Source organism: Serratia sp. Res13-Sevr-LER1-36-b, from assembly GCF_015673035.1.
Taxonomy (GTDB): domain Bacteria; phylum Pseudomonadota; class Gammaproteobacteria; order Enterobacterales; family Enterobacteriaceae; genus Chania; species Chania fonticola_C.
This window is the reverse complement of the sequence record NZ_JADACK010000023.1, coordinates 212804-237133: the sequence shown is the minus strand read 5'-3', so window position 1 is coordinate 237133 and position 24330 is coordinate 212804. Positions and strand designations below refer to the sequence as shown.

Here is a 24330-nt window from a genome sequence, read left to right as displayed (position 1 = left end):
GTGAGTTTTAACATGGATACCAAGCTGTTAGCCGCCAACGCCATTGTTCCGCAGTACGATCGTAGCAAACTGGTTCCACGCCTGGTTCATCTGGGCTTTGGTGCCTTTCATCGCGCCCACCAGGCGCTATACGCCGATATCCTGGCACAGGAGCACGGCAGCGACTGGGGATATTGCGAAATCAACCTGATCGGTGGCGAACAGCAAATCGCCGATCTCAAACAGCAAGATATGCTCTACAGCGTGGCAGAGATGTCAGCCGATGCCTGGCAATGCAGAGTGGTGGGCGTAGTAAAACAGGCGCTACATGCGCAAGTTGACGGGCTGGACGCCGTATTCCAGGCCCTGGCCCAGCCCGAAGTGGCGATTGTGTCCATGACCATCACCGAAAAAGGCTACTGTCATTCCCCCGCCACCGGCCAGTTGCAGCTGGATCATCCGTTGATTATGCGGGATCTGGCTAATCCGCATCATCCGCAGAGCGCCGTTGGGGTCATCGTCGCAGCCTTAGCTCAGCGTAAAGCGGACGGGCAACCTGCGTTCAGCGTAATGTCTTGCGACAATATGCCGGAAAACGGCCATGTCACCCGTAACGTGATCACCGCCTATGCCAAAGCGCTCGATCCGGCGTTGGCAACGTGGATCGAAACCCACGTCACCTTCCCTTCCACCATGGTCGATCGCATCGTGCCAGCCGTGACACCAGACACCCTGGCCCAGGTCGCACAGCAAACCGGCGTGCAGGATCCGGCAGCCGTAGCCTGCGAGCCGTTCCGCCAATGGGTGATTGAGGACAATTTTGTCGCGGGCCGCCCGGCATGGGAACAAGCCGGTGCCGAACTGGTCAGCGATGTTTTGCCGTTCGAAGAGATGAAGCTGCGTATGCTGAACGGTAGTCACTCGTTCCTGGCCTATCTGGGTTATTTAGCCGGTTACCAACATATCAGCGACTGTATGCAGGATGCGCATTACGTCAATGCCGCCCGCCATCTGATGCTGGCTGAGCAGGCTCCCACGCTGAACACCCCGGGCACCGATCTGGAGAAATACGCCGATTCCCTGCTGGCACGCTATCGCAACACGGCGTTGAAGCACCGCACCTGGCAAATCGCCATGGACGGTACGCAAAAGCTGCCGCAGCGCATGCTGGACTCGGTGCGCTGGCATCTGGCCAACGGTAGTGATTTTGACTGTCTGGCGCTGGGCGTAGCGGGTTGGATGCGTTACGTCGGCGGTAAGGACGAACAGGGTCAACCGATCGACATCAGCGATCCATTGCGTGAGGAAATTGCCCGTCAAGTCGCCAACAGTGCTGAAGGTGAGCCTCGCGTGATGGCGTTACTGCAAATGACCTCGGTATTCGGACGCGACCTGCCGGATAACCAACGTTTCGTCAATGCCGTGACCAACGCTTATCTGGCGCTGTTGGCGCGGGGAGCGAAAGCAACGGTGGCAAGAGTGCTGGCGCGCTAAGAGCAAAGCATAGAATGCGGGTGGATTTATCCGCCCTCTTTCACGGGTTAATCTGCTAGTATGGTGGCATTCACTACTACTCTCATATATTGATTATCGCCATGTCAGAATCGTACGTCCTCACGAATAATGTCCCGGTCAATCAGCAGATCTATCGTTTCCTGCGCAAAGATATCGTCGATTGCACCATCCCTCCGGGCACGTTGCTTTCCGAGAAAGAGATCTCCACCCGTTTCAGCGTTTCACGCCAACCGGTGCGCGAGGCCTTCATCAAACTGGCTGAAGCGGGGCTGGTGCAGATCTTGCCGCAACGCGGTACCTTCGTGATGAAAATTTCCGCCAAACGAGTGGCCGACGGGCGCTTTATCCGTCAGGCGGTGGAATGTGCCATCGTGCGGCGAGTTGCCACCACCATCACCCCCGAGCAGTTGATGACGCTGGAGCATAACCTGCATCGCCAGGAGCTGGCGGCACAGAATAATCAGATCCGTGAGTTTTTGGCGCTGGACGACGAATTCCACCATCTGCTGACGCAAATGGCCAACTGTGCCCTGGCGTGGGAAACCATCGAGACCATCAAAGCGACGATGGATCGGGTGCGCTTCCTCAGCCTGAGCGAAGTGTCACCGCCGGAGAATCTGATCCACCAGCATTACCGTATTTTTGAGGCGCTGAAAGCCCAGGATCCAGATGCGGCGGAGCGGGCTATTCACGAGCATTTACAAGAGATGATCTATTCGATCACCCCGATTGCCCTGCAAAACACCGACTGGTTTGAAGCCGAGTAAGAACTGTTCCCCTCTCCGACCAGGAAAGGGGACACCATCAACAAGCGCTCACTCGCAAATTTTGCCTTCTAAATAGCATTTCTTCTCAATCGCATCTATTGTCTCTTCGCATCATCAGGTTTTGATTAGTATCTTTTGCATAGCTTCAATCACCGCTTTTGACTACGCCGGTGGCCAAATACCCAGAGTTACCGGTGTATAGGAAGCTTTAACGGGAGTGAATCATGACGGATATTGCACAATTGTTAGGTAAGGAAGCGGAAGACCTTCTGCAACACCGCTGCACCACCATCCCTGCGGAAAATCTGTACCTGCCCGGTGGCGACTTTGTTGATCGGGTGATGATCGACAACAACCGCCCAAACAGCGTGCTGCGCTCAATGCAAACCTTGCTCAACCATGGCCGCCTGGCGGGCACCGGTTACCTATCGATCCTGCCGGTCGATCAAGGCGTGGAGCACTCTGCCGGGGCCTCGTTTGCCGCCAACCCGCTCTATTTTGATCCGAAAAATATCGTTGAACTGGCGATCGAAGCCGGGTGTAACTGCGTGGCATCCACTTACGGCGTGCTGGCTTCGGTCTCCCGCCGCTACGCCCACAAGATCCCGTTCCTGGTCAAACTGAACCACAACGAAACCCTGAGCTATCCAACGCAATACGACCAGACCCTGTATGCCAGCGTTGAGCAGGCATTCAATATGGGCGCGGTGGCGGTTGGTGCAACCATTTACTTCGGTTCAGAGCAATCACGCCGCCAGATTGAAGAGATCTCGATCGCCTTTGAGCGCGCTCACGAACTGGGCATGGTGACCGTTTTGTGGGCCTATCTACGTAACCCTGCGTTCAATAAGGATGGCGTCGATTATCATTCCAGCGCCGATCTGACCGGCCAAGCCAACCACATTGCGGCCACCATCGGTGCCGATATCGTTAAACAGAAAATGGCCGAGAACAACGGCGGCTACCGTGCGGTGAAATTCGGTTATACCGACGATCGCGTCTATGACAAGCTGACCACCGATCACCCAATCGATCTGGTGCGCTACCAGTTGGCAAACTGCTATATGGGCCGTGCCGGTTTAATCAACTCTGGCGGCGCGGCAGGGGAAAATGACCTGCAAGAGTCAGTGCGTACCGCCGTGATCAACAAGCGGGCTGGCGGGATGGGTCTGATCCTGGGGCGTAAAGCGTTCAAGAAATCGATGAAGGATGGCATCGCCCTGATCAATGCCGTGCAGGACACCTATCTAGACAGCAGCGTCACCATCGCTTAATCATTATTTATCAAATCATTAGTCTTCAAGGCTCAGCTCTGCTGGGCCTTTTTCATGTCCTCCCCCCTTTCTTCTTTCATAATTAATTACTTTTCTTTCATCTTTAACTTTCACAATAAAATATTTATCTTTCAAAGTGTGATCCATTTAAAACAAAAACCGCAGCAAAGTGGTTACTGTAAGACCCATGGCGACAGAGCCGCACGTCGCTCCAGGCCATAGCATCCATCACAGGAGAAAAAAATGATTGAGCTAATAACCCACGGAGCCGAATGGTTTATCGGCCTGTTCCAAAAAGGCGGGGAAGTGTTTGTCGGTATGGTGACCGGCATTTTACCGTTGTTGATCAGCCTGTTAGTTATCATGAACGCGTTGATCAACTTTGTTGGCCAGGAACGTATCGAACGTTTGGCACAGCGCTGTGCCGGTAACCCGGTTTCACGCTACCTGCTACTCCCCTTGATCGGCACCTTTGTGTTTTGTAATCCGATGACGTTGAGTCTCGGACGTTTTATGCCAGAGAAATATAAACCCAGTTATTACGCCGCAGCCTCCTACAGTTGCCACTCCATGAACGGCCTGTTCCCCCATATCAACCCTGGCGAACTGTTCGTTTACCTCGGAATTGCCAGCGGTTTGACCACGCTTGGCCTGCCGTTGGCTCCTCTGGCAGTGAGTTATTTCCTGGTTGGGCTGTTCACCAACTTCTTCCGCGGTTGGATCACCGATCTCACCACCAGCGTGTTTGAACGCAAGATGGGCATCCAACTGGATCGCCAGGTTCAACTTTAATTTGTGGAGCGCAGCATGAGTGCTTATATCCGTATTGAGAAAGGTGCTGGCGGCTGGGGTGGCCCACTGCAGTTACCTATCGAGCCAGGTAAGAAAATCGTCTATATCACCGCCGGTACCCGCCCGGCGATCGTCGACAAACTCAGCGATTTAACCGGCTGGCCTGCGGTAGACGGTTTCAAAGAAGGCGAACCACCGGCGGAAGAGATTGGTCTGGCGATTATTGACTGTGGGGGGACGTTGCGTTGTGGCATCTACCCTAAACGCCGCATCCCGACCATCAATATTCATTCAACTGGCCGTTCTGGCCCGCTGGCGCAGTTTATTCTGGAGGATATTTACGTTTCCGGCGTACGGGAAAACAACATCAGCCTGATTGAAGTTGCACAAGGATCTGAAACTCCTCCGCCCACCGAAAAACAGCCACAACCAAAGGTGCGTGACTACGATACCAGCAAAAAAATCACCGAACAGAGCGATGGCCTGTTGGCAAAAGTCGGGATGGGTATGGGGTCAGTTGTAGCGGTGTTTTTCCAGGCCGGACGTGACACCATCGACACCGTGTTAAAAACCATTTTGCCGTTTATGGCCTTCGTCTCGGCGCTGATCGGCATCATCATGGCCTCTGGTCTGGGTGACTTTATCGCCCACGGCCTGACGCCGCTGGCCAACAGCCCAATCGGCTTGGTGACATTGGCGCTGATCTGTTCCTTCCCCCTGCTTTCACCGTTCCTCGGCCCTGGCGCCGTCATCGCTCAGGTCATCGGCGTGTTGGTGGGCGTACAGATTGGTCTTGGCCATATCCCCCCTCAGTTGGCGCTCCCGGCGCTGTTCGCCATTAACGCCCAGGCCGCCTGCGACTTTATCCCGGTGGGTCTGTCCCTGGCAGAGGCCAAGCAGGATACGGTGCGTGTCGGCGTCCCTTCGGTATTGGTTGGGCGCTTCCTCACTGGCGCACCTACGGTACTGATCGCCTGGGCCGCATCGGCCTTTATCTACCAATAAATTGCCCGGAGGAAAACCATGAGCACCATTTTCCAGACCACGATCACCCAGATTGGCGGCTGCGCCCGTGACGCACTGTTGGACAACATGCTGATCACCTTCCGCGAAGGCGCACCGGCAGATATTGAAGAGTACTGCTTCATCCACCAGCACGGCGAGACCGCCGGTGAATTACAAACCGGGGGCGTAATGGAACTTGGCGACCGGCGCTACCCCATCACCGCTGTCGGAGAGGTTGCCACCCAGAACCTGCGCGAATTGGGCCATATCACCGTACGTTTTGATGGAGAAACTCAGGCCGAATTCCCTGGCACGATCCACGTAACAGGCAGCACGCCCGCTGATATCCCGTTAGGCAGCACACTGAAATTTATCGCATAAGGAGTAGATCATGTCTGAAGTAGCTGTAGTGATTGGCGGTGGCCAAACGTTGGGTGCTTTCCTGTGCCATGGCCTGGCTGAAGCGGGTTATCGCGTTGCGGTCGCCGATTTGAATGCCGACAACGCCAATCTGGTGGCACAGCAAATCAATCAGGAGTTCGGGGCCGATCGCGCCATCGGTTTCCAGGCCGATGCCACCGATGAGACCAGCGTTATCGCGCTGGCTGGTGCGGTTGACCGGGCTTTCGGTCAGACAAACCTGTTGGTGTACAGCGCCGGGATTGCCAAAGCCGCGCCGATCACCGATTTTCCACTGGGGGATTTTGACCGCTCCTTGCAGGTGAACCTGGTGGGTTATTTCCTGTGTGCCCGCGAGTTCTCTCGCCTGATGATCCGCGACGATATCGCTGGGCGCATCATTCAAATCAACTCTAAATCCGGCAAGGTCGGCAGCAAGCATAATTCAGGCTACAGCGCCGCCAAGTTCGGTGGCGTTGGATTGACACAGTCGCTGGCGCTCGATCTGGCCGATTACGGGATCACAGTGCACTCCCTGATGCTCGGTAACCTGTTGAAGTCGCCGATGTTCCAGTCGCTATTGCCGCAATATGCGCAGAAGCTGGGGATCAAGCCTGAAGAGGTCGAGAAGTATTACACTGATAAGGTTCCGCTGAAACGCGGCTGTGACTACCAGGACGTGCTGAACACGCTGCTGTTTTATGCCAGCGATAAAGCCTCTTACTGCACCGGCCAGTCGATCAACATTACCGGTGGCCAGGTGATGTTCTGATTTACGGGTTGGGAATAAGGGCTAACTAGAATATATACCTAACAGCCCCTCCCCCCCCCTCTCCCAATGATAGACCAGAGGCATCATGGACACTTGCTTGGGGGAGAGGGAGCCAGTTCGGTGTCGCGGTAAGGTGCTGGAGATCATCTGTGGCATAGGCTCAATGGCTAGGTACGAAAGTTAATTCGTAGCACGTACAGTCCCCTCTCCCTGTGGGAGAGGGTTAGGGTGAGGGGACGATCACCGGACTCTCACTTTTATTTTCACACAGGAGAACAACCGTATGACCAGCGCACTAGTTACCTTCGCCGTTATCGCCTGGCTGATGCAAATCGCCCTGGGTTGGTGGCAGCTCCAACGCTTTAACCGCGCGTTCGAGAGCCTGTGCCAGTTGGGCAGCGTGGGCGTTGGCCGTTCTGGGGGCAGGTTCAAACCTCGCGTGGTATTGGCGCTGGCGTTTGATGCCCAACAACGAGTCTGTGGCAGCATGCTGATGCGTGGCCTGACCATCTTCGCCCAGCCGAAACAACTCACGCAGTTACATGGCATGCACCAACAACAACTCTGCCCAGATGTGATCTTCCCTGAGGATCGGGCATGTCAAACTGCACTATCGTTAGCGATCGCACCGAAATCATGATATTTTCACATTAAAAGACATTACCTTTCATAGTGAACTATATCACCGAGAGGAATGGTCAACTCTTGTGAACAGGGATCTCTATGAAACCAAAGCAGCGGCAAGCCGCTATCCTCGAATACTTGCAGCGGCATGGCAAAACGGCAGTGGATGCCCTGGCAGAGCATTTCTCCACGACCGGCACCACCATCCGTAAAGATCTCACCTTGCTGGAAGAAGAAGGCGAGGTGATCCGCACCTATGGCGGCGTGGTGCTTAGCCGTGACGATGGCGATCAGCCCATCGATCGTAAAACCCATATCAACACCGAAAAGAAACGCCAGATCGCCTATGCGGCCATCAAGCTGATAGACGATGGTGATTCACTGATCTTTGACGCTGGCAGCACGGTATTGCAGATGGTGCCGCATTTGGCGCAGTTCAATAACATCACCGTGATGACCAACAGCCTGACTATCGTTAACGCGCTGGTGGAACTGGATAACGATCAAACCATCCTGATGCCCGGCGGCACCTACCGGAAAAAATCCGCCTCCTTTCATGGCAGCCTGGCGGAGTCGGCATTTCAGCAGTTCAGCTTCGACAAGCTGTTTATTGGGGCCGACGGTGTCGACCTCAATGCGGGTGTCACCACCTTTAATGAGGTGCATAATGTCAGCAAGGCGATGTGTGAAGCCGCCAGCCGCATTGTATTGCTGGTCGATTCCTCGAAGTTTGGCCGCAAAAGCCCTAACGTGGTGTGCGATCTGAGCGTCGTGGATACTCTGATCACCGATAACGGCATCAACCCGGATTACCTGGCTGCGCTACAGGCCAAAGGTATCAATATCATACTGGTAGGAGACCCCCTTGATGAGTAATGCCACTGCCCTGCTCAACTTTGCCCGTGAAACGCTGGAAATTGAGCTGACCGAAGCGCAGCGCCTGCTGATACGCCTGGATGACAACTTTGTCCAAGCCTGTGAACTGCTGCTCAACTGCCGTGGCAAGGCGGTGATTTCCGGTATTGGTAAATCCGGCCATATCGGCAAGAAGATTGCCGCTTCATTGGCCAGCACCGGCACCCCGTCGTTTTTCGTCCATCCGGCGGAAGCCTTGCATGGCGATTTGGGGATGATCGGCGCCGAGGATGTGGTGATCTTCATCTCCTATTCCGGCCGCGCCAAAGAGCTGGATCTGATCCTGCCGCTGCTGGCAGAGAGCAAGATCCCAGTCATTGCCATGACCGGTGGCAAAGAGTCGCCACTGGCGCTGGGTGCTGCCTGTACGTTGGACATCAGCGTTGAACGTGAAGCCTGCCCGATGGGCCTGGCACCAACCTCCAGCGGAGTGACTACGCTGATGATGGGGGATGCATTAGCGATGGCCCTGATGCGCCAGCGTGGTTTTAATGCCGAAGACTTTGCCCGCTCCCATCCAGGTGGCAGCCTGGGTGCTCGCCTGCTAAATCGCGTCCATCATTTGATGCGTACTGGCGATCGCCTGCCGATGGTGCAAGAAAGCGCCAACGTGATGGAAGCCATGCTGGAGTTGAGCCGTACCGGACTAGGCTTGGTAGCCGTATGTGATGCACAGCAAAAAGTGGTGGGCGTGTTTACCGACGGTGACCTGCGCCGCTGGTTGGTGAAGGGTAATAGCCTCAATGATAGCCTCAGCCCGGCGATCACTCGCCCCGGCTACCGCTTGCCAGAACAGTGGCGTGCCGGGGAAGCCCTGGAAGCGCTGCACGAACAGCACATCAGCGCCGCTCCGGTGGTAGATATCGATGGTGTACTGGTAGGGGCAATCAACCTGCACGACCTGCATCAGGCCGGGATCGGCTGATAGTAGCAAACCTCTCAAGCAGGGGCGTAGCATGCTACGCCCGCTTAACGGCCTTGGCGCGTAGCTTTGCCCCTCAGCAGCGTTACTTCCAGTCTGGATTACCCTCAAACTGTTTCTTCAGCAACGCTTTCATCTGATCATCCGGTTTACCCAACCATTGATATTTGGCGTATTTCTTCGGATGGTCAATGGCCTGCGGCTTATTGGGCACTTCAACCCGCACGCCCCAAGCCTGGGACTTGTCTGCTTTAAAAGCCACAATCATAAAGTTATTGGCGCAGTCATGCGGCTTGCAGATGTTACCGATCTGGTAGCTTTGCCCTTGCCAGGTGACGGTTTCGGCTGGTGTGGAAGTGCCGATCCCTTTGCGCGCCCAACCCGGTAACTGTGCCTGGCCCTTCACCATATTTTTCCAACTGGTTTGGTAGCCCGGCTGCTGGATCAGATCTGAAGCAGTGATAATCTGTTCGGCAAAACTGCCGGTGCCAAATCCAAGCAGGGCCGCAACCAGGGCTTCCAGCAACCTCTTTTTTCCTATCATGGTCTTCTCCCTCGGTAAATCAAAAGCGTAGCTCCAAGTAGCTCAGACCACAATTAAACGGGAAAGTTGGCCCAGCGTTTTTCGTCAGACAACCTGCCAGTACCCTTTTTTGGTTGCCCCAACCCTGATTAACCGCTTTCCTTCTTGGAGCACCTTGAGGCTTCGCTCAATGGTACGGCTGCTCATCGCCAATGTTTCCGCCAATTGGGCAATGGTGACAGAGGGGTTGGCAGCAATAATGGCCAAGATACGTTCAGTCGTTCGGCTAAGCGGTGGTAAATTTTCTTCCGACATTTCTTCCGACATTTCTTCCGACATTTCTTCCGACATTTCTTCCGACATTGTGGCAGGTTTCCCCTTCTGCCCGCCAATACCTTCAGCTAATGCCGCCACCAGTTTCTCCAGCATGAAGTCAATAAATGCGGTGCAATCGCTAGCCCGATCACAGACTCCCAGGACTCGGTAATAGTCCTGCTGCTGATTATGGATCAGGGTTTCAACCGGTAACCATGCTAGCTCTGAACGCCATTCACTGAGGATCAACGTTTGCCATAAACGCCCCATTCGCCCATTGCCATCGGCAAACGGATGAATAAATTCGAATTCATAGTGAAAGATAGAGCTGGCGATCAGTGGATGAATATCGGTGTGCTTTAACCACGCCAGCAGATCGCCAACCAAACGCGATAGTTGGTTGGCAGGTGGTGCCATATGGATAAGTTGCTTATCCCTATATACCCCAACATTACCGCTGCGTAGCTGCCCCGGAGCATCGACCAGCCCTCCCATTAAAAAGCCATGTGCCACCAACAAATCCTCAAGACGATGGCTTTGCCAGCTTGGCAATTTTTCATAGGTAAGAATGGCGTTACGGACTTCCTGAATATCTTTTGCCGGTGCCAACACCCGCTTACCGTCCATAATTGCAGTCACCTGCTCAGTAGACAGGCTATTATGCTCAATGGCCAATGACGCCTGGATGGTGCGGATACGGTTCTCTTTGCGTAACAAAGGTGAAGATTGTCCAGCCTGTGCAGCCCAATGCCCCAATAGCTCACCCACCTCAATCACCTGATTCAGGATAGCTGGCGTAATGGTATAAGGTGGTTGATAACCAGCCATCTTGCTTCCCTTTGTTAGCACAAATCAATCAGCCTGGGCCCCATTGGGCTTGGTTCCCGATCATGGGGGGCTTGGTGGAAAATATCAAGCAATTGACCAACTAGCATCGGCTAATGGAAAAGTTGGCTCACCACCAGGCATGGAAATGATGCACCGGCCCAATACCCTGCCCCACCTCCAGGCTATCGGCCTGCTGTAAAGCCAGTTGCAGGTAGTTTTTTGCCGCTGCCACGGTATCGGCCCAGCTCTGGTGGCGCGGGCGCAAGGCTGCCAGTGCCGCAGATAAGGTGCAACCGGTGCCGTGCGTATGCCTGGTCGCTATGCGCGGCGCACTAAAGCGCTGCTCAAAGCCGGGAGTAAATAACCAGTCTGGGCTTTCCTCTTCACTTAGATGCCCCCCCTTCATCAACACCGCCTGACAGCCCATCGCCAACAATGCCTGGCCCTGCTCACGCATTTGTGATTCGTTTTGTGCCGGAGCGCAGGCCAGCAAAGCAGCGGCCTCTGGCAAGTTCGGCGTGATAATGGAAACCAATGGCATTAGCTCATGGCGGATGGATTCCACCGCTTCCGGTGCCAGCAGCGGGTCACCACTTTTAGCCAGCATCACCGTATCCAGCACCACATAAGGCAGCTTGTAATGGCGTAGGCGCTCGGCCACTGCCCGCACGATATCGGCATTAGCCAACATGCCGATTTTAGCGCTATCGATACGCACATCGCTGAGTACCGAATCCAACTGGGCAGCCACAAATGCCGGTTCGATATGATATACCGACTGTACGCCACGGGTGTTCTGCGCCACCAGCGCGGTGATCACGCTGGTGCCATAGGCCCTCAACGCGGAGAAGGCTTTCAGATCGGCCTGAATACCGGCTCCGCCGCTAGGATCGGTGCCAGCGATGGTGAGTGCGTTAATTCGTTTCATAGCAGATCCTCCCTCCGCAGTTGGTAGAGGGCATCCAGAAAGGCGGCAGTAAAGCTGCCAGGGCCAGAACACTGCGCCGTGGCCCTTTCACCACATAGCGCCATCACGCGGCAAGCGGTGGCAACGTTATCCAGCCGATCGCCCGGCAAACTGCAAAATGCTGCCACAACGGCAGAAAGCGCGCAGCCCGTACCCACCACGCGCGTCATTAATACATCACCCCCCGTGACGGCCCAGTCTCGCTCGCCATCGGTGATGTAATCTGTCTCTCCGGTGACGGCCACAATGGCCCCGCAATTACGCGCCAATACCTGTGCTGCGGGTAATGCCACCAGCGAGTCATCCTGGCTATCTACGCCACGGGCGCTGGTCTGCAGGCCGCTCAATGCAATGATTTCCGACGCGTTGCCACGGATCGCCGCTGGCCGCAAGGTGAGCAAACGGCGGGCGAAGGTAGCGCGATATTCCAATCCCCCAACGGCAACCGGATCCAGTAACCAGGGTTTTTCAGCACGATTGGCAGTCTCTATGGCGGCTAGCATTGATTCTGCTCGCGATGCGTGCAGGGTGCCGATATTGATCAACAGCGCATCGGCCATGCGGCTGAACTGCGCGGCCTCTTCCGGCTCCACCACCATCGCGGGGGAAGCACCAAGCGCCAGCAGCACATTGGCCGTCAGCTCTTGCACCACTTCGTTGGTCAGGCAGTGGATCAATGGAGGTTGGCGTTTAAATTGGTTAAAACAGGCCGCGGCACGGGTGCCGGGTAACACATCAGGTCGAGTAAACATAATGCTCCCAACCGGCGTTCAAGAAGGCGGGTACCGGCTGAGATACCGCGACATCCCTACGCTGGCATAATCCAGATCAAGTCATTTGGCGTTGTCTCATTAAACACCAATACGTCTCAAATACCAACAAAATCAATACTAAAACAGATAGATACTACATCAATATGTCTCATGAGAACTCTAACAATCCCAACAGCCTTTTGGTATAATTTGGGTACATAGGAAAAACTGGATTATACCAATGCTAAAAACAAAAACCGAAGTTCAGCGTTTCTCTGTTCCAGAAAGCAAAACCATGAAAAAGGAAAACGTGTTCAACAACGGGCTAACAGGTTTGTATCTGGTCGCTCGCCGAAACCCCTCTGGCGTTATCACCAAAAGTTGGAGATACATTCATGGCAAGTTCGACATTACGTTAGGCACCTTCCCTGCCAATACTCTAGAGGACGCTCGCCAATGGCACTGCCTACAAGTTGCTAAAGTGAAACGAGGCATAGCTCCGGGCAGAGGAGACGCTAGTGTACCAGTAGACATGAATGCTCTCTTCACTGACTGGTTGAAAACAAAATGCCCAGAAGCCTCGAAAGCAAATAGGCAATCCATCTGGAACAAGCACTGTAAACCCCTTTACGATCTGCCACCTAACAACCTGACCTATCAGCATGTGTACTCGCTGCTCATCGCTCTGGGGCCAACCAATGCGGCACATAGAGCATGCCAGATTGTTCGTGCCATGATGTTATACGCCTTCCAAGCTCATGGTATAGAAGGCCAACCAGGGCAGCCAGTATACGTTCCTCAGAAATTATCTGAAGTACATGATCGAAAAACCGTGGCTGCCGTTATCGGTAAAATTCGTGAAAACTGCCTGAGTACAAAACAGTACCATACTCTCTGGCACAACCTTGGCGATACTCCATCACATGCAGCAATGCGTTTTCTGATGGTCACGGGGGCCAGGAAAAGTGAAGTAACGAAGATGACATGGTCCGAGCTGGATCTGGACGCTCAAATCTGGACTCTGCCCGCCACGAGAACAAAAACCCGGCAAGAACGAATCTACCCTCTTCCTGTGGTGCTGATTGAGTTGTTAAAGGAATGGTCTTGGACTCGAAAAAACAGCGATAGCCTTGTTTGGAGTTACATTGGTGAGACAACGATGGCACATTCAGCAGAACGCTTACGCCCTATTGTTGGCAATGATTTCACGACACATGATATTCGTCGTAGTGCCGCGTCGTTGATGAGTGGTGAGGCAGGCATTGATCCGATGGTTGTTGATCTACTGCTGGGGCATAGCGTTAAGGCGGTAACGTCCAAGATTCTTGCGACTTACCAACCTAAGGCTTTTCAGGAAAATGTGAACGCTGCCTGGCCTGTTTGGTTTAAGTGGTTTCAGCGGGAGATTATTGGTTAGGAAGTAACTTCATTCCGAAGAGATGATGCATTGGTGTGTTAATGCTGATAATTAACGATTATTTATTGAAAAAAGGAAAAAGTTGTTAACCATGATATGCCCTGCGGAGGCGGCAGCGTCATGGGAAGAGATAGACGTTGATAACAAGCTTTGGACTATCCAAGCATCACGGATGAAGATGAAGCGTGAACACGCGATTCCTCTCTAACCACAGGCGTTAGCAATTCTGAAAGTGATGAAACCGATTAGCGGGCATAGAGAGCATGTGTTCCCAAGCATAAAATCACCGCACACCAAACCAATGAACAGCCAGACGGTCAACGCAGCGATTAAACGTGTTGGTTTTGCTGGTCGCCTGGTAGCACACGGATTCCGTTCGATTGCATCAACAGCGCTAAACGAACAAGGTTTTCCACCTGATGTGATTGAAGCAGCTCTCGCCCATATTGATAGCAATGAGGTTCGCCGTGCATACAACCGAGCAACCTACTTAGAGCAACGGCGCGAAATGATGGATTGGTGGGGTGAGTTTGTTGCATCAACTGTTGAGAAAAGAATCGGATAACCCTCATAATTGGGAGTTGAAAATGAGTATAATCACTACTTAGAGCGCTTTAGCACTGTATATAAAAACAGATAAAAATTAAAAATTTTGCTTGTTAATTACTCTATTAGTACTTTGCAAGATAAGTTTCGTTTGGTATTGTTATTGTCAAAGAAAGCTTATAAGTATGGCAAACTGCTCAACGCACCGGCCAATACCAAAGGGAAGTTTATATGGATATCTTTGATAAAACTAGTGCAGATAAAAAGTCCATCGGTTTTTTTTATCAGGACTATGTAGCTTTAAAATATTTATTAGAACTTAAACCTGGAGAAAGTATAGGTATAGAAGTATTTGATGACATTCATCTTGAAAATATATCTGGTGATAAAATATTAATTCAAGTGAAACACACTATAGATTACACCAATAACCTTACCAATAAGGATGGTGACTTATGGAAAACCCTATATAATTGGTCGGAAGCTATAAAGGTAATCAACGACAGAGCGGTTAGCCTTATTTTTTATACTAATAAAGCACTGACACAAAGAGATGGCATAGTCCAACTATTAGCGCAAAGCCAAAAAGATATAGAGAAAATAAAAAAAGAGGTCAAAATAATAAAAGAATCATATAAAGGCAAGAGTGATGAACTATATAAACACCTGACAGCCATTGATTCATTAACCAATCTACAAGCAGAAAAACTTTTTAAAAGCATAACATTCATTCATAGTGATCTAGAAATAATTGAGCAGATAAAAACATTACTTCAAATGTTTTCCATCCCAGAAAATAAAATCGATGATACATTTCATAGTATTTCCGGGGCACTTGCAGAGTATAAATACAAACTCATAAAAAACAATAACAAAGTCATCATCTCATATGATGACTTCAGAAAAAAAACAGGTGCCGACAGGATAATTCAAATATCAAGAAACTGCATCAATAACTTTGACCAATATTATAATTTTGAATCTGCGTATCCAACCGATTTAGATAAAAGGACCTCATACAAACAACTTCAAGATATAAACTTCAACTCTAACAACGCAGTGCAATTCATTAATTACATGGCAAAAACAGATGCATTCTTCCAAAGTCTAATTAATGATGGTGAACTCACGAAGAAAGAGCTTGAGTTAATATATCAAAAAGTATTTTCTGAGTGGCAGGTTAAACATGCATTAGAATATTTAGGTAGTGATTACAGTGTGATATGTGATTCACACATTGATATTGCCACGGCGTTATATAAAGAACTAATAAAGTGTAATATCTGCATCGAGAATAATGACTTACCAAGAGAAATGGTAATGGGTTCATTCTTGAAGTTATCGGACAAACCAGATATAGGATGGCTTCAGCACTGGGAGAGTTTATATAAATGAATATATATAATAATGAATTATTAGGGATGCTCTCTTTACAGGAGGTTATATCTATAACTGGCGGTTCTAAATTATCAAATGCAATGCTAATTTTACCCATTATCTTTCATAAAAAAAGCTTGAATTATTTAGCACATAAGCGTACAAAAACAATATCCTTTCAGGATTTATTATTAACCAAGCCTGATATTTTAGTCTCTTTAAACAAAAGGTATTTCAATTTCTTACCCACCACAATAAATTGCATATCTCTATCTATAGAAAATGGCATTCTTGAATTAAAAGATGGTGAACTATTATTTCTTAGTCGATTAATTGATGAGAATGCATTCTCCCAATTGGGTAATAGAGCAATTAAAATACAATCAGCTTCGAAAAACTTAGCGACAATGTTAATGGATTCATCTAGCAATATATATGACTTATGTGGGATTAAATTATAATGCAAATTACTAATATATTAATATGGCAAAACGATAATATCTTACGCAACTTTGAATTGGAAGAAAATAAAGTTAATGTGATTACTGGTGATTCAGGAACAGGCAAGTCATCTATACTCGCCATTATAGACTATTGCTTGCTATCATCTAGTTCAGATGGGATATCAAAGACAAATGTAGATAATTATGTCAGTTGGTATGGCGTAAGATTTAAAATCAATGAAAACCATCTAATCATATGCAGAAAGGCCACCCATCTTGAAGATGATGGTCTTGTATATTTCGATAAAAATGGTAAGATTCCAAGCCACCCTGAAAATAACATTAAAATTGACTCTTTAAAGAATCAATTAAACTACGAATTTGGCATCAATAGCTCATTAAAGATACCTTATGGGGGAAGTACTATTCAGCAAGGCTCAAAAGTATCATTCAGATACTTCATCCCTCATTGTCTCATAAGTCAAAGTACATTGACCTCTGATGAACATTTATATTGGAGAATTTCAGACTTAAAGATAAAAGAACGCATTGACAGAACTTTTGATATGTCAGTAGGCAGTGAAAATGCTGAAACAATGATAATTCGAACACGAATAGAAGAATTACAAAAAAAACTGGCAAGATTAGAATATAAGCAATCTAGTAGTCAAGAATCATATCTAAATTTCGAAGATGAAATAGAGAGCTTATACACTATATCTTACCGACTTGGATTAATGGAAGAGAGAAAAAACTCACAGTTAACCATAGCTGATAAATTTAACTCCTTAAAAACTGTTTCTAAGTACAAAGACCTTGACGAAATACCAAAAGTTAATGAAAAAGCCAGATTGGAAAAAGAATTATTTTTACTTAAGAGTGAACTAAAAAGTATTAATGAATTCATTAGAAATAGCGATGAGTATAAAAAAAGCCTAAAAGAAGGACAGGACTCTTTATTAATAGCTAAATATCTAGATGAGAATTACAACCAAATAATATATAGCAAAAACATATATGATATTGTTAGTTCATTACTCTCTCAAAGCCTTGAAATAAAAAAATCCATAACACAAAAAGGTTCTAACTCTCTAATATCAAAAACGAAAGAGAAGAAAAAAGAGTTAGAGATAAATATAAAAAAAATCCAAAATAGAATAAACGAATTCAATCCAAATGAAAAACCTTCATCAAGTGAGATATATAGATTTATTGGCCATTTGGGTGCGGAAATAAACAGAGTAAATATAAATCCAAAGCAGGACTTTACAGATGATATTGAAAAAATCAATAATCAAATTGAGAGTTTGAGTAGTAAGACGAACGATAATGACATATATAAAGCATTTACTATAAACACTCTGAATGATAATATAAAAAACATACTCACTAGAATGCCTTTAAAAGGGTTTGAACACGCCATTCCAATGTTCAATAAAAGTAGAAAAACTGTTGATTTAATCAATAAAGGGCAAGTGGAAAAGATGATTGATATAGGTAGTGCATCTAACTTCATGTATATACATGTAGCTTATTTCCTTGCCCTTCATCAATTAGCTAGAGAAAGAACAATTGCATGGATGCCGAAATTTTTAGTTATAGACCAACCAAGCACACCATATTTTAGTACCAATGGTAAAAAGTCAAACGATTTTGACAGTTTAGATGCAGCCTTGCACGAGTTAAACTTATTTATAGATAGTATGAAAATTCACGGCGGTTTCCAAATAATTCTTTTGGAACACATTGAAGAAAAGTATTGGCTTGACAGAAAATTACATAACTTCAGGCTGGTAGATAAAGAATTCCGAAAAGACTATGGATTAATCCACCACGCAAAATAATTAATATGGCCGATTTTCAAATCGGCCATATTAAAAAATATTGCGCACATTATTTTTTTGCCAAAAAGCAATAACGCCGTTCCACTCCAAAATCGTTATCTATCCGGTGGTAGTTACGTTGCGGATAGCAGCTTTCCCGATGCCGTAGATAGATTTTAGCAACTAAATACCTACGCCAAATAGTAGATCACTGCAGGGAACTCAATCCGGTTTGAGCGTTCTGATCAATCGCCAAAAAGAAACAAATCACCAACCGGACTGAGCGATACCGATCTTTCAGGAAGAAAACCTGACAGGTACGAAATGAGTCCAAACACGCAATAACCGAAGGTGTAGTTGAAAGGTTTCACCCAGTGATACCATTACCCAGTTGTAGTAAAAAGGCTCTCGATAGTCCCGTCTGTTAGCGCAGGCGGGATTTTTCGCGTTCAATTTTTTACTGATTTCGTATTCAAATGTAGACCACAAACTGGAATGCTCCAATAGGCGCTTCACAGCCTGGATATTGCGATCTGGGGACTTCATCATGTTGGTAGCCATCGTATATCGGAAGCGTTGGGGACTGACAACAAAACGGCACTCTTTGGAAATACGGCGGAAAAAAGCACGGATAGGGTAAATCCCCATATCTGTCATTTCCCCTTCCCATTTTGCCCCACGCGCCACATCAAAACGGTTTACGTTGAACAGTTGTTCTACTCTACACGGAGAAAGAGCAATTCGTATTTCCTTCACGAATAAGCCATAAACCCGTTCAGCAGTCTTCGCTGACCCTTTTTGCTAGCAAGTTGCGTAAAAAAGGAAAAATGCTTGATATCCCCCACTGGACGCCACGCGACCTACACCGAACAGTTCGTACAGGCTTGGCTCGTCTTAAATGCCCCAGTGAAGTCGCAGAGGCTGTTTTAGGCCATACTCGCAAAGGTATCGAAGGCACCTATGACCTCCACCGCTACGAGGATGAGTGTAAGACCTGGCTGCAAAAATGGGCTGACTACCTCGATACCTTGAAGGTATGATTTTTCAATTCTGAGTATCTTCAGATCGTTTCCTGGTATAGAAATTATTCATCGTTTGCTTGTTGACTTGAACATGGCGACGGCTACGCTGCCATGCTATCCAAGCCACCAATTCTTCGTACCCTTGCTGCTTCATCGTCAACGCAAAGCTATCTCGCCAACGATTGAGTAACAACATTTGTACCCCTAGTTGGCGTTGAATATCCGAAATGGTATCTCCCCGTACCAGGCAATCGACATAAGATGACCAGAGTCGCATATGATAGTGCTTTCTCAGCGGTGTATTGGCTAGCAGGTTGAAGCCTTGCTGACAGCCTGTGCAATAGAACTGCGGGCGGGCATGGATACGGTAGCAAGATTGCCCACACTCCGAACAATCAGCCGTTTGGCTGAACTCAAGTTCATTTAGCCAGGCTTTGAACTGTTCACACTGCTCATTCACCTTGTCGGGTGGTTCAACAAATTCCCGCTGCTGACGTGGGAACCACCACGCATACAACGCGGGATAGTCCACACGCATTATCTCGGCGATGACATTATCACGATGGTAAACACCAGCTATCGAAATATTCAGGCGTTCACTCATCTTGGCGGTGGTCATCCCTGAAAGGCGATAAGCAGCAATATGGGGCCACAAAGGAATAAACTCCTGCCGACATCTTGCTAGTGGCGTTCCATACAAGCGATTAAATCCTCCATCACAGCTTTTACACCGATAGTTTTTGATGGTTTTGTCTCGTTTGCTCGCCCGGTTGTCTACCCGAAACGACTTGTGGCCGCACTTGGGGCAGCACTCCGGCGTTTCAAACGGGAAATGCTTCAGATAGTGGATCAGGCGATCGGCCTCTTGATGTAGAGACTCTGGTAGATAAAGGTAATAGTTGATCTCGGTTTCATGAATCACGTTACAAATCTCGTTTATTCTTTACAGCTATGGCCTACCGAGGGGATAGCTACGGGAGCGTAATACCCCCGTTATCCCGAATGAGTTGTACTATGCCGACTAGCTATCAAACGTGCTCCACAACTGGTTTGGTCTCCTTCACGAGCGACATTTTTCCCACTAACGCTAAATCCTTGAGCATGACCGACAATGACTGTTGAGCCATGTTGCGGGCACACGACGGTATCTCCTTCACAGGCGACCATGGCCCCCTGATTTTTAAAGCCTGAACAGGCAGTAGTAACAACTCCGCCATGATCAGTTTTATCGCCAAGTACAATCAATGGTTTAGACATGATAATCCTGTTCTCTGAGTGATTTTTCTACGGATAGGTATGAACCGGGTTTCCAACAAAGGTAAGTACTTTCCCATCACGCTATTTGATTTGATCATTGCATGAAAGATTGTTGGAGATGATAAACCCTCAAGGAGATCTCTTTTGCCGCCAAGCAGTTGTGCCAACGTGGGCGTAGAGGATCATTGAAACAATAAGCCCCATCATAATATTGGGCAATGGTTAGCAGTAGGTGGGCATGAGCATCGCCGTTTACTGGCAGGGCTTGAGTACTGATCTTGTGCAAAGCCTGATACATCGCAGAGAATTCTTCGAAATCAACGGGCATATAGCTTCTCCCTTCTGCGACAAAAAGTTTATTGATTGCCAGAGAAGGCTCGTGCCACTGAGGTTGGTTGGTATCTGGCTGATGTTGGGGTACCACAATGCTGAGGATCAGTGACATTTGTTCCTCAAACCAATCCCGAGTCCAATCTTGTTGATACTCAATCAGATAGCTATGGATCGGATCATCATCGGCTAAGTAGAGAGCATTCAACTCTTGAAGGACAATCTGTTTTAAAGTGTGAAAACGACTATCTTGCATGAAGAAAGAACCAAAACAGAGCCTGGCTGAGCATACCCGCATTGCCAACAATTGGCTTGGGCGGCCATTGTCCTCAGTCCACTGATAACTCTGTGTGACTGCCTGTGCCAGAGCCTCCTCGGTGATGTTATGCATGGCTATCAAGGCCGAGAAGTTAGCCGAGAGATTTTCTACCCCATTGGTAACGAAATCCCGCGTTCGATTGTCATAAATAGTGTCATGCATAGCAGACGTTATTTTCATTTTTCGTTACCCCCCGGTAGCTGTTGTAAGGACCGTTAAGTCAATTACTTAAATAAATCAGGCAAGAAAGCCAACGCTGGATTAGCTTCTTTTAATTTATCCATAACAGGCTGGAACCACTCCGGTTTATGCCACTGGCTGAAATCGGGGCGATGATCAATAGCCATCGGGGTTTTCAACAACGGGTGATCAATTTCTGGTGTGGTTAACCCATGACGTGCCCGGAAGTTTTTTACTGCCTGATATTCGAAAGGCCAAAGTAATAACACTGGCTGTTCAATCTCATGGCCGGTAATGCTGCTTTTATTGTTATCCAAAAATAATGACGACCATTTTAGATGGTTATCACAAAGCTCCATCAACCATTCTTTAACAATATTCTCATCTTTTTCATAAAGCGCTTCTTGACAGAAACGCACATAGAAAGGATCTGTTGGAATATTAACTGAATGCCAGTCAATGGTTTGTTTATGCTCGCTAGCCATCATTTCAATAGCAAGAACACCTAATCTTTGAGGCGTTGGCGGAACAACATTTCCTTCACCATCCCCTCCCCACGCCAATGATTTACTCATTTTACCATTTAACAGACTTTCCTTGATTTTCGGATAGCAATGTTCGATTAAATTAAATCTATTACAAGCAAATGACATCAACAGCATTTCACCTTGATAGGCCAAGCCATTATTGAATCGTTCATTTTTATTGTTATAATAGTCACAGCAAATACCGGAAATTGATGTCATGTAATATTTGCATAAGAATTCATTTGATGTGCTATTTGGGGGTGTAAATACATCACTAAGGTAAACCGTACCATAAAGACTTTTACCTAAATCTAATGAAGTTGCAGTGAATGATAAAATCTTCTCCTTTCCTGAGTCCAAACTATCTTGAATGTCATCAACGATATCACTTTCAATATTATTGATGTATTCATCTTTTTTTTCACTCTTTACAACCTGTCCGATGATTACATATTTTTCAATTTCATTTAAATTAGGCATTGTTATTCCCCTCACTCTTATTTTATCTCATTACAAACAATCATTGTACTATATTTTTTATTTGCTGCGAGATTAAAACCTTCTATCAAACCGACATTTGCAACATATCCTTTTAGTTCCAATGGATTATTGCCTATTTCTTTTATGATTTTTCTAAACTCCTTAAATTGTTCTGGTGTGAGATTATAGCGATTAAGGCCGCGGAAGTCAGAAGTTGCATCCTTTAAATGTTTTAATAAGTTTGTGAAAGGATCTTTCTGTTCATCACTCAACGATGGTCCCTTTGGTGTACCATGATCAGTAAACCCTCCTCTTAATGTTGCTTTGGCATCCAAGGTGATCCACCGTGGGGGCGGAGGTGTTGGGATGACTTCACAAAGAAAATCCACACCGTGTCCACTTTTATTTTGTATTGCCCAAACTTTATCTTTCAGTATCGTTTTACCACTAAAGCTTTTAAATGATTGCGCAGTAGCTCGACCTCCGACCTTAAAGAACATTTTATCATGTAATACACCTTGAAGGGCAAAGTTCATGATGTGCTGTTCTGCAATATAACCCGTGTACTGGTTTAATTTAAGTGCAGCAAGGCCTTGGTAAAACTCTTTTTTCTGCACATACTCCATCAGTTCTTTACCCGACAGATTTATTTCTACATGCGCTTTTAACAGCTTTCCTTCTTGAGTCAGCTCTTTAGTGTTGGCCAAGATACGCATCACCGTTGAGCCATTGGGAAGTGGGCCTAAAAATTCAATCTTTGCTCCACGCACATTCTCAGTGAAAAATTTAGTGATAGCTCGCATCGAAGGATGATGCTGTAATCTTAATCGTTCAGCAACAGCATGGTTAGCAGCCTTCTCTTTATTCACTATTTCCATGATGACTTTTGGTGTTGATGCCATAATTCGTTATCCCTTATTAACGAGTTTAGAGCAGGCTATTGCCCGCCTAAAGAGGCTGCTTTTTCATAAGACTCTACTGGTTTTTGCGTCAACGTCCCGCTTTGTAATACATAAGTCATGCCTCCCCCTGCGATACCTGAACCCAGCGTTGTCAAAATTTTCGTCGACGGACGTTTGCCGAAAGTCATCATCATGTTCAAACCGTGAAACGTGTATTCAATCATACGGCTGTTATTGCCCGTTTGTTTATCAAGCATTTTGGCGGCTTCTAACAGCGGGTTGTAACCTTTTTCGCGAACGCCTAAAAAACGCACAGCCGCATCGGTGGCATTACTGCTTTCCAGAATGATCATCCCTATATAGGCAGCGCGGATCAGTTTTGCGCCCCCTGCAACGACCGCTCCGACGCCACTGACAATAGCTGCAACAGTGATGAGGATTTCAACCGCGGTTAATGTTTTGTCTGTCCACCAATCAACGGTATTGTTTAGATCCACCGTTTGATAGATTGTATCGATCAGCAAGTCGGCCAGTTCATCAAGCGTTTTCTTCGATACGGGTGAGGGCTTGCCGACATAAAGTCCGCTCATGACCGTTTCGGTAAATTCTTGTGCGACAACGATTTCAAAATTGTCATTACAAAATGTTGATCCGCGCCGAAACACATTATCACCGTACTCTGGCGCTACAGGTGACCTACCGACAACATAAACAGTATGGTCAAGTCGCTGATGGAAAGTCACCTTGAACTGGGCGCTCTTCATAGGCACTTGTTTGCCATTCAGGGTCACATTCCATTTTCCTTTGTTATCTTCCGTGCGGCTAGCCAGTGAGAACAGGGCTAAAAACGTGGCAAACTCTTTTTCACCCACTTTTTGGCGCACTTTGTCAAACAACAGATCCATATTACTGATTTCTTGCGCAACCATGTGTATTGCCTCTGGCTTCGAGGCTTGGCTGTTATTCTTTATATGCGCCATCAGTGAGCTGTAGGATGCGCCCATGGGCAAGGCTTCTTCTTGCGCCAATTTAGTGGGATCCTGTGGGTCGGGGAGCTCTTCCATGACCATATCCAGTGGGCTGGCTATGTTTTTCAATGCCTGCTCCGCCTCCTTTTTATCATCAATTTGCATGATAAAATCCAGTACCTGACAAGGTGCTGTCTGAACCTGTTGGCTGACAGGCTCATCTGGGAAACTTGCGGTGGTTACAGCCGCTGGCTGCTGGTAGTTTTGCAGCCTTGGAAAGGACGGTTTTTTTACATAGGTATTGTCAATCGCAGTCTTTTGCCAAATTGGCTTTGGTTCCAGTCCCATAACGTATGCTCTCCTAGCGTGGCGTACTGACGGGCAGTAATA

At 47.9% G+C, this 24330-nt stretch carries 25 protein-coding genes and 1 pseudogene; 15 read left to right on the top strand and 11 right to left on the bottom strand.

What is annotated here, in order from left to right; translation table 11 throughout:
- Positions 1-12: 12 nt before the first annotated feature.
- The 10 genes from IMQ33_RS18775 (at position 13) to gutQ (ending at position 8967) form a co-directional block, all read left to right on the top strand.
- Positions 13-1473, top strand: a complete 1461-nt coding sequence (locus IMQ33_RS18775; RefSeq protein WP_196062114.1) for a mannitol dehydrogenase family protein — start codon at positions 13-15, stop codon at positions 1471-1473.
- Between the two features lie 101 nt (positions 1474-1574).
- Positions 1575-2261 (top strand): GntR family transcriptional regulator, encoded by a 687-nt coding sequence (locus tag IMQ33_RS18770; RefSeq protein WP_024527027.1) that lies wholly within the window; start codon positions 1575-1577, stop codon positions 2259-2261.
- A 224-nt stretch (positions 2262-2485) separates the two neighbouring features.
- Complete coding sequence (gene fbaB / locus IMQ33_RS18765) at positions 2486-3535, top strand: class I fructose-bisphosphate aldolase (RefSeq protein ID WP_065686572.1); 1050 nt, start codon at positions 2486-2488, stop codon at positions 3533-3535.
- A 243-nt stretch (positions 3536-3778) separates the two neighbouring features.
- On the top strand, positions 3779-4327 hold the full coding sequence (locus IMQ33_RS18760; RefSeq protein WP_021178802.1) for a PTS glucitol/sorbitol transporter subunit IIC: 549 nt from the start codon (positions 3779-3781) through the stop codon (positions 4325-4327).
- Between the two features lie 15 nt (positions 4328-4342).
- Positions 4343-5332: a PTS glucitol/sorbitol transporter subunit IIB gene (locus IMQ33_RS18755; protein WP_161740643.1), complete on the top strand. Its 990-nt coding sequence runs from the start codon at positions 4343-4345 to the stop codon at positions 5330-5332.
- An 18-nt stretch (positions 5333-5350) separates the two neighbouring features.
- A complete protein-coding gene (srlB, locus tag IMQ33_RS18750) occupies positions 5351-5713 on the top strand; it encodes a PTS glucitol/sorbitol transporter subunit IIA (protein ID WP_021178804.1) in 363 nt (120 codons plus the stop codon).
- A 10-nt stretch (positions 5714-5723) separates the two neighbouring features.
- Entirely contained in the window at positions 5724-6503 is a 780-nt protein-coding gene (gene srlD / locus IMQ33_RS18745) for a sorbitol-6-phosphate dehydrogenase (RefSeq protein ID WP_196062115.1), read from the top strand.
- A gap of 283 nt (positions 6504-6786) precedes the next feature.
- The gene (gene gutM, locus IMQ33_RS18740; RefSeq protein WP_196062116.1) at positions 6787-7143 is read left to right on the top strand and encodes a transcriptional regulator GutM; all 357 of its coding nucleotides are present in this window, start codon (positions 6787-6789) and stop codon (positions 7141-7143) included.
- Between the two features lie 83 nt (positions 7144-7226).
- Entirely contained in the window at positions 7227-8003 is a 777-nt protein-coding gene (locus tag IMQ33_RS18735; RefSeq protein ID WP_021178807.1) for a DNA-binding transcriptional repressor, read from the top strand.
- The gene (gutQ, locus tag IMQ33_RS18730; RefSeq protein ID WP_196062117.1) at positions 7996-8967 is read left to right on the top strand and encodes an arabinose-5-phosphate isomerase GutQ; all 972 of its coding nucleotides are present in this window, start codon (positions 7996-7998) and stop codon (positions 8965-8967) included. The genes IMQ33_RS18735 and gutQ overlap by 8 nt, the downstream gene beginning before the upstream one ends.
- Positions 8968-9049: 82 nt before the next feature.
- Here the strand turns inward: gutQ and IMQ33_RS18725 are convergent, their stop codons facing one another.
- From IMQ33_RS18725 to thiM, 4 genes are all read right to left on the bottom strand, one after another.
- Complete coding sequence (locus tag IMQ33_RS18725) at positions 9050-9508, bottom strand: inhibitor of vertebrate lysozyme family protein (RefSeq protein WP_196062118.1); 459 nt, start codon at positions 9506-9508, stop codon at positions 9050-9052.
- An 84-nt stretch (positions 9509-9592) separates the two neighbouring features.
- Positions 9593-10630, bottom strand: coding sequence for a Fic family protein (locus IMQ33_RS18720; RefSeq protein ID WP_196062119.1), 1038 nt, complete (start codon positions 10628-10630; stop codon positions 9593-9595).
- Between the two features lie 127 nt (positions 10631-10757).
- On the bottom strand, positions 10758-11558 hold the full coding sequence (gene thiD, locus IMQ33_RS18715) for a bifunctional hydroxymethylpyrimidine kinase/phosphomethylpyrimidine kinase (protein ID WP_065686577.1): 801 nt from the start codon (positions 11556-11558) through the stop codon (positions 10758-10760).
- On the bottom strand, positions 11555-12349 hold the full coding sequence (thiM, locus tag IMQ33_RS18710; RefSeq protein WP_196062120.1) for a hydroxyethylthiazole kinase: 795 nt from the start codon (positions 12347-12349) through the stop codon (positions 11555-11557). The genes thiD and thiM overlap by 4 nt, the downstream gene beginning before the upstream one ends.
- A gap of 241 nt (positions 12350-12590) precedes the next feature.
- Between thiM and IMQ33_RS18705 the strand changes: the two genes are divergently transcribed.
- From IMQ33_RS18705 to IMQ33_RS18685, 5 genes and pseudogenes are all read left to right on the top strand, one after another.
- Positions 12591-13766: a tyrosine-type recombinase/integrase gene (locus tag IMQ33_RS18705; protein WP_196062121.1), complete on the top strand. Its 1176-nt coding sequence runs from the start codon at positions 12591-12593 to the stop codon at positions 13764-13766.
- 79 nt (positions 13767-13845) lie between these two features.
- Positions 13846-14331, top strand: a pseudogene (locus tag IMQ33_RS18700) (tyrosine-type recombinase/integrase); the annotation flags it as partial.
- Positions 14332-14543: 212 nt separating this feature from the next.
- Complete coding sequence (locus IMQ33_RS18695; protein ID WP_196062122.1) at positions 14544-15707, top strand: hypothetical protein; 1164 nt, start codon at positions 14544-14546, stop codon at positions 15705-15707.
- The gene (locus IMQ33_RS18690) at positions 15704-16150 is read left to right on the top strand and encodes a three component ABC system middle component (protein WP_196062123.1); all 447 of its coding nucleotides are present in this window, start codon (positions 15704-15706) and stop codon (positions 16148-16150) included. Before IMQ33_RS18695 ends, IMQ33_RS18690 begins: the two co-directional genes overlap by 4 nt.
- Positions 16150-17976 (top strand): DUF3732 domain-containing protein, encoded by a 1827-nt coding sequence (locus tag IMQ33_RS18685; RefSeq protein WP_196067764.1) that lies wholly within the window; start codon positions 16150-16152, stop codon positions 17974-17976. The genes IMQ33_RS18690 and IMQ33_RS18685 overlap by 1 nt, the downstream gene beginning before the upstream one ends.
- Before the next feature lie 276 nt (positions 17977-18252).
- Here the strand turns inward: IMQ33_RS18685 and IMQ33_RS18680 are convergent, their stop codons facing one another.
- From IMQ33_RS18680 to IMQ33_RS18650, 7 genes are all read right to left on the bottom strand, one after another.
- On the bottom strand, positions 18253-18711 hold the full coding sequence (locus IMQ33_RS18680; protein ID WP_196062025.1) for a site-specific integrase: 459 nt from the start codon (positions 18709-18711) through the stop codon (positions 18253-18255).
- Positions 18712-18999: 288 nt separating this feature from the next.
- Positions 19000-19899 (bottom strand): IS1 family transposase, encoded by a 900-nt coding sequence (locus IMQ33_RS18675; protein WP_196062026.1) that lies wholly within the window; start codon positions 19897-19899, stop codon positions 19000-19002.
- A gap of 71 nt (positions 19900-19970) precedes the next feature.
- Positions 19971-20234, bottom strand: coding sequence for a PAAR domain-containing protein (locus tag IMQ33_RS18670; protein WP_196062027.1), 264 nt, complete (start codon positions 20232-20234; stop codon positions 19971-19973).
- A 94-nt stretch (positions 20235-20328) separates the two neighbouring features.
- On the bottom strand, positions 20329-21063 hold the full coding sequence (locus tag IMQ33_RS18665) for a hypothetical protein (RefSeq protein ID WP_196062028.1): 735 nt from the start codon (positions 21061-21063) through the stop codon (positions 20329-20331).
- Between the two features lie 44 nt (positions 21064-21107).
- Entirely contained in the window at positions 21108-22070 is a 963-nt protein-coding gene (locus tag IMQ33_RS18660) for a hypothetical protein (protein ID WP_196062029.1), read from the bottom strand.
- Between the two features lie 17 nt (positions 22071-22087).
- Positions 22088-22972 carry a hypothetical protein gene (locus IMQ33_RS18655; RefSeq protein ID WP_196062030.1) on the bottom strand — a complete coding sequence of 295 codons (885 nt, stop codon included), beginning with the start codon at positions 22970-22972 and terminating at the stop codon, positions 22088-22090.
- Positions 22973-23007: 35 nt separating this feature from the next.
- On the bottom strand, positions 23008-24288 hold the full coding sequence (locus IMQ33_RS18650; protein WP_196062031.1) for a hypothetical protein: 1281 nt from the start codon (positions 24286-24288) through the stop codon (positions 23008-23010).
- Positions 24289-24330 lie beyond the last annotated feature (42 nt).

Coding starts and splice junctions, on each gene's coding strand:
- IMQ33_RS18775 (WP_196062114.1), top strand. CDS start 13: ATGGATACCAAGCTGTTAGCCGCCAACGCCATTGTTCCGCAGTACGAT.
- IMQ33_RS18770 (WP_024527027.1), top strand. CDS start 1,575: ATGTCAGAATCGTACGTCCTCACGAATAATGTCCCGGTCAATCAGCAG.
- fbaB (WP_065686572.1), top strand. CDS start 2,486: ATGACGGATATTGCACAATTGTTAGGTAAGGAAGCGGAAGACCTTCTG.
- IMQ33_RS18760 (WP_021178802.1), top strand. CDS start 3,779: ATGATTGAGCTAATAACCCACGGAGCCGAATGGTTTATCGGCCTGTTC.
- IMQ33_RS18755 (WP_161740643.1), top strand. CDS start 4,343: ATGAGTGCTTATATCCGTATTGAGAAAGGTGCTGGCGGCTGGGGTGGC.
- srlB (WP_021178804.1), top strand. CDS start 5,351: ATGAGCACCATTTTCCAGACCACGATCACCCAGATTGGCGGCTGCGCC.
- srlD (WP_196062115.1), top strand. CDS start 5,724: ATGTCTGAAGTAGCTGTAGTGATTGGCGGTGGCCAAACGTTGGGTGCT.
- gutM (WP_196062116.1), top strand. CDS start 6,787: ATGACCAGCGCACTAGTTACCTTCGCCGTTATCGCCTGGCTGATGCAA.
- IMQ33_RS18735 (WP_021178807.1), top strand. CDS start 7,227: ATGAAACCAAAGCAGCGGCAAGCCGCTATCCTCGAATACTTGCAGCGG.
- gutQ (WP_196062117.1), top strand. CDS start 7,996: ATGAGTAATGCCACTGCCCTGCTCAACTTTGCCCGTGAAACGCTGGAA.
- IMQ33_RS18725 (WP_196062118.1), bottom strand. CDS start 9,508: ATGATAGGAAAAAAGAGGTTGCTGGAAGCCCTGGTTGCGGCCCTGCTT.
- IMQ33_RS18720 (WP_196062119.1), bottom strand. CDS start 10,630: ATGGCTGGTTATCAACCACCTTATACCATTACGCCAGCTATCCTGAAT.
- thiD (WP_065686577.1), bottom strand. CDS start 11,558: ATGAAACGAATTAACGCACTCACCATCGCTGGCACCGATCCTAGCGGC.
- thiM (WP_196062120.1), bottom strand. CDS start 12,349: ATGTTTACTCGACCTGATGTGTTACCCGGCACCCGTGCCGCGGCCTGT.
- IMQ33_RS18705 (WP_196062121.1), top strand. CDS start 12,591: ATGCTAAAAACAAAAACCGAAGTTCAGCGTTTCTCTGTTCCAGAAAGC.
- IMQ33_RS18695 (WP_196062122.1), top strand. CDS start 14,544: ATGGATATCTTTGATAAAACTAGTGCAGATAAAAAGTCCATCGGTTTT.
- IMQ33_RS18690 (WP_196062123.1), top strand. CDS start 15,704: ATGAATATATATAATAATGAATTATTAGGGATGCTCTCTTTACAGGAG.
- IMQ33_RS18685 (WP_196067764.1), top strand. CDS start 16,150: ATGCAAATTACTAATATATTAATATGGCAAAACGATAATATCTTACGC.
- IMQ33_RS18670 (WP_196062027.1), bottom strand. CDS start 20,234: ATGTCTAAACCATTGATTGTACTTGGCGATAAAACTGATCATGGCGGA.
- IMQ33_RS18665 (WP_196062028.1), bottom strand. CDS start 21,063: ATGAAAATAACGTCTGCTATGCATGACACTATTTATGACAATCGAACG.
- IMQ33_RS18660 (WP_196062029.1), bottom strand. CDS start 22,070: ATGCCTAATTTAAATGAAATTGAAAAATATGTAATCATCGGACAGGTT.
- IMQ33_RS18655 (WP_196062030.1), bottom strand. CDS start 22,972: ATGGCATCAACACCAAAAGTCATCATGGAAATAGTGAATAAAGAGAAG.
- IMQ33_RS18650 (WP_196062031.1), bottom strand. CDS start 24,288: ATGGGACTGGAACCAAAGCCAATTTGGCAAAAGACTGCGATTGACAAT.